Raw genomic sequence first — 2619 nt, 5'->3', positions numbered from 1 at the left:
TGCGGATTCCGATTCATTCCGGCCGGGTATTCCGATTTGAAGCCGGCCACCGTTCCGATCTGATGTCGGCCACCATTCCGATTTGAAGCCGGCCGGGGTTCCGATCAATCTCCGGCCGGTTTTCGGAGAGTTTGGCGTTTTCGTTTGGGTCAGTCCCTCGGGCATCAGGCCCCTCGCAATCGAGGGAAGCCGGATGCCTGCCAAGAGAGAACTGACCATGCGACAGATAAGACAGATGCTGCGGCTTGCCCGAGATGGGGTGAGCGCGCGGGAGATCGGACGCACGCTCGGCGTGGCGCGCAGCACGATCCAAGATAACCTCAAGCGCGCCGCGACCGCCGGGCTTGCCTGGCCATTGGCCGGCGATCTGACGGACGCCGTTCTCGAGCAGCGCCTGTTCGCCCATGCCGGCGTGAAGAGCGGCTTCCGCCGCCGCGTCGAGCCGGACTGGGCCTGCCTCGTCTGCGAGTTGAAGCGGCCCGGCGTCAACCTGATGGTGCTCTGGGAGGAGTACCGCGACGCTCATCCCGACGGCTACGGCTACAGCCGCTTCTGCGATCTGTACCGGGAGTTCGAACGCCGCCTGTCGCCGACCATGCGCCAGGATCATCCCGCCGGCGACAAGGTCTTCGTCGATTACTCCGGCAAGAAGCTCTCGATCGTCGATCGGACCACCGGTGTCGTGCGGGAGGCCGAGATCTTCGTCGCCGTGCTGGGCGCCTCGAACTACACCTATGCCGAAGCGACCTGGACGCAGACGCTGCCCGACTGGATCGAGGCCCATGTCCGGATGTTCCGCTTCCTCGGTGGCGTGCCGCGCCTCGTCGTGCCCGACAACCTGAAGTCCGGCGTCCAGAGAGCCTCGTTCTACGATCCCGAGATCAACCGCAGCTACGGGATGATGGCCGCCCATTACGGCGTCGGCATTCTGCCGGCCCGCCCGCGCAAGCCCCGCGACAAGGCGAAGGTCGAAGCCGGCGTGCGCTTCGCCCAGAGCTATATCCTTGGGCGGCTGCGTCGGCAGACCTTCTTCTCGCTGGCCGAGGCGAATGCCGCGATCGCCGCCATGGTGGAGCGCATCAACGCCCACGTCATGCGCAGGCTCGGCGTCAGCCGTCGGCATCTGTTCGAGACCGTCGAGCGGCCCGTGCTGGCGCTGCTACCGGACGCCGACTACCAGTTCGCGGAATGGCGCCTGGCGCGGGTCTCCCTCGATTATCATGTCGAGTTCGACGGCTTCTTCTACTCGGTACCCCATGGCCTGATCCGCGAGCAGGTCGATATCCGCGCAACGACCCGGACGATCGAGCTGTTCCACCGGGGTCAGCGCATCGCCGCACACCAGCGTCGTCATGGCGGGCGCCGGCATGGCACAGATCCCGATCACATGCCCAGCGCGCATCGGCGCTACGCCGAGTGGACGCCGGAGCGCTTCCGGCGCTGGGGCGCCTCGATCGGCCCCAACACGGAGGGGCTTGTTATCGTCATCCTGGCCAACCGGCCTCATCCCGAGCAGGGCTTCCGCACCTGCCTGGGCATCCTGCGCCTGTTCAAGGATATCGCGCCCGAACGCGCCGAGATCGTCGCTGCCCGCGCCGTCGCCATCGGCGCGCTCACCTACAAGAGCATCAGCGCGATCATCGCCAACAGGACCGACCGCAAAACGCCGACGGACGACGTGGTCATCGATCACCCCAATCTCCGCGGCCCCGGCTACTTCCATTGAAGGAACGACCATCATGCTGATCCATCCCACCCTCGATCTGCTCACCAGCCTCGGGCTCCACGGCATGGCCAAGGGCTTCCGCGATCTCGATGCCCAGCCCGAGGCCAGCCGTCTCGAACATGCCGAATGGCTCGGGCTGCTGCTCGAACAGGAGAAGACGCTGCGCCAGCAGAAGCGCTTCGAGAGCCGGGCCCGTGCCGCCAGATTGCGTCATGCCGCCAGCGTCGAGGACGTCGATTATCGCGCTGTCCGCGGGCTCGACCGCGCGCTCTTCCTTAAGCTTGCCGCCGGCGACTGGATCCGCTCACGGCACAATCTCCTGATCACCGGCCCCTGCGGCGTCGGCAAGAGCTGGCTCTCCTGCGCGCTGGGCCACAAGGCTTGCCGGGAAGACTTCTCCGTCGCCTATCACCGCGTGCCGCGTCTTCTCGCAGCCCTGGCGCTGGCGCGTGGCGATGGACGCTACGCTCGAATGCTGCGCACCATCGCCCGCCTCGATCTGCTCATCCTCGACGACTGGGGACCCGAGCCGCTCGATGCCGAGCAGCGTCGCGACCTCCTCGAAATCGTCGAGGACCGATACGAGGCGCGATCGATCATCGTGACCAGCCAGCTTCCCGTCGATCGCTGGTACGAGCTCATCGGCAATCCCACCATCGCCGACGCCATCCTCGACCGTCTCGTTCACAACGCCTACCGCATCGACCTCAAGGGCGAGAGCCTGCGAAAAACCAAACAGAGCAGCATCGCTCAGCCTGCCGCTTGACCTTCGACGAACCGCAAAACATCATCCCCTCGACCCATGCGAATGACGCCAAGGGTGGCCGGCTTCAAATCGGAAGACCCGGCCGGCTTGAGATTGGAATGCATGGCCGGCTTCGTCGGTATCCGCA

General features: G+C 65.6%; 2 protein-coding genes. Both read left to right on the top strand.

Going from position 1 to position 2619, the window contains the following annotated elements; genetic code table 11:
- The first annotated feature begins 217 nt into the window (after positions 1-217).
- The gene (gene istA, locus Q8S38_RS17595; RefSeq protein ID WP_305663633.1) at positions 218-1726 is read left to right on the top strand and encodes an IS21 family transposase; all 1509 of its coding nucleotides are present in this window, start codon (positions 218-220) and stop codon (positions 1724-1726) included.
- 13 nt (positions 1727-1739) lie between these two features.
- Positions 1740-2492: an IS21-like element helper ATPase IstB gene (gene istB / locus Q8S38_RS17590; RefSeq protein WP_068176996.1), complete on the top strand. Its 753-nt coding sequence runs from the start codon at positions 1740-1742 to the stop codon at positions 2490-2492.
- The last annotated feature ends 127 nt before the right edge of the window (positions 2493-2619 follow it).

It is taken from the genome of Allobosea sp., assembly GCF_030695125.1.
In the GTDB taxonomy this organism is placed as follows: domain Bacteria; phylum Pseudomonadota; class Alphaproteobacteria; order Rhizobiales; family Beijerinckiaceae; genus Allobosea.
The sequence above is the reverse complement of the archived record's forward strand: the minus strand, read 5'-3'. Positions and strand labels throughout refer to the sequence as shown.

Bases quoted from the DNA above. Each gene is read 5' to 3' on its own strand.
- istB (WP_068176996.1), top strand. From the start codon at position 1,740: ATGCTGATCCATCCCACCCTCGATCTGCTCACCAGCCTCGGGCTCCAC.
- istA (WP_305663633.1), top strand. From the start codon at position 218: ATGCGACAGATAAGACAGATGCTGCGGCTTGCCCGAGATGGGGTGAGC.